This is a genomic window from Mesorhizobium sp. M7A.F.Ca.CA.002.09.1.1, from assembly GCF_003998555.1.
GTDB lineage: Bacteria > Pseudomonadota > Alphaproteobacteria > Rhizobiales > Rhizobiaceae > Mesorhizobium > Mesorhizobium ciceri.
On the sequence record NZ_RZRR01001220.1, the window covers coordinates 1 to 1,280 of the forward strand.

General features: G+C 64.2%; 2 protein-coding genes. One reads left to right on the plus strand and one right to left on the minus strand.

Annotation, left to right across the window (positions count from 1 at the left end; translation table 11 throughout):
* The coding region (locus EN994_RS31960) for an AMP-binding protein (protein WP_164746439.1) at window positions 1-783 on the plus strand (783 nt) is incomplete at its 5' end.
* Between the two features lie 27 nt (window positions 784-810).
* Here the strand turns inward: EN994_RS31960 and EN994_RS31965 are convergent.
* Window positions 811-1,280 (minus strand): ATP-binding cassette domain-containing protein (locus tag EN994_RS31965; RefSeq protein WP_127308177.1); only part of this gene is annotated, 470 nt, incomplete at its 5' end.

Consider the following 1,280-nt stretch of genomic DNA (forward strand, 5'->3'; position numbering starts at 1 on the left):
GCCTTGATGGGGGTGCCGACCTTCTACGTGCGCCTGCTGCAGGATGAGGGGCTGGACCATGAGGCGGCGAAAAACATCCGTGTGTTCATTTCCGGGTCGGCTCCGCTGCTGGCCGAGACGCACAAGGCCTGGCGCGAGCGCACCGGCCACGCGATCCTCGAACGCTACGGCATGACCGAGACCAACATGAACACCTCGAACCCCTATGAGGGCGAGCGGCGCGCCGGGACCGTCGGTTTGCCCTTGCCCGGCGTCACGCTTCGCATCGCCGATCCAGACAGTGGCGCAGCGCTTGCGCAGGGCGAGGTCGGCATGATCGAGGTGAAGGGCCCAAACGTCTTCGGCGGCTATTGGCGCATGCCGGAGAAGACCAAGGCGGAATTCCGCGCCGGCGGTTTTTTCATCACCGGCGATCTCGGCACGATCGACGCCGACGGTTACGTCCACATCGTCGGCCGCGGCAAGGACCTGATCATATCGGGCGGCTACAATATCTATCCGAAGGAACTCGAAAGCGAGATCGATGCGCTCGACGGGGTTAGCGAAAGCGCCGTCATCGGCGTTGCCCATCCGGATTTCGGCGAAGGCGTCACCGCCATCGTCGTGCGGGCGCCGTCTTCGCGGATCACCGGCGCCGAAATTCTCGGTGCCATCGCCGGACGGGTGGCGAAATACAAGCATCCGAAGCGGGTGATCTTCGTCGATGAACTGCCGCGCAACACCATGGGCAAGGTACAGAAGAACCTGCTGCGCGACACCTACAAGGACATATACGCATCATAGTTGCGCGGTGCCCGGGGCAGCGGCGCCTTACTCCTTGCGCGCCCTTTCGACCCGACTGCCGGAGCCCCACAAGGCGCGCTTCAGCAGGTTGCGCTTGCGCGGCACGAGGTTGATGTCGCTGACAAGCTTGGCGCCGCCCTCCCGCCGTTCGAGGGTGATCTTGCGGCTGTGGAAGGCTTCCAGCTCGGCACGGTGCGCCACGCTGATGATGGTGACATCGGGCAATTCGCGGATCACCGTCGCCATCATGGCGTCCTGGCTCTTCTCGTCGAGCGCCGAGGTTGCTTCATCCAGCACGACGATATCGGGGCGGTGCAGCAGCAGGCGCGCGAAAGCGAGACGCTGCTTTTCGCCGCCCGACAGCGTCTGGTCCCATGGCGCTTCTTCCTTGATCCTTTCGGCAAGATAGGCCAAGCCGACCTTGTCCAGGGCGGCCTTGATCTGTTTGATCGTCCACTTGTCCGCGGCCGCGGGATAGGCGACCGCGCGGCGAAGCG